1 protein-coding gene is annotated in these 241 nt (G+C 66.4%); it reads right to left on the bottom strand.

Going from position 1 to position 241, the window contains the following annotated elements; translation table 11 throughout:
- Positions 1-12: 12 nt before the first annotated feature.
- Positions 13-241 (bottom strand): broad-spectrum mercury transporter MerE (gene merE / locus RVY79_RS21290; protein ID WP_067512285.1); only part of this gene is annotated, 229 nt, incomplete at its 5' end.

A 241-nucleotide genomic window follows, 5' to 3' on the forward strand; every position in this document is an offset into this window, starting at 1 on the left:
GCCGGAAAGCGCTCATTCTCTTTCCCTGAATGCCCGCAACGCCCGCGACAGGGACAGAAGGAACAGGCCGGTCAAACCGAGCGCCGCGATGACCCAATGCTCGCCGAGGAAAGCACCGGCGGTTGTGCCGGCCAGCACGACAGCGAGGATGGGCAGGTGGCAGGGGCAAGTCAGCACAGCCAGTCCGCCCCACAGGTAGCCGGTGATCGGTTTGTGCGTCTCGGACGGCAAGCGCTCGGGG

This window comes from Chromohalobacter sp. HP20-39, assembly GCF_033052815.1.
GTDB lineage: Bacteria > Pseudomonadota > Gammaproteobacteria > Pseudomonadales > Halomonadaceae > Chromohalobacter.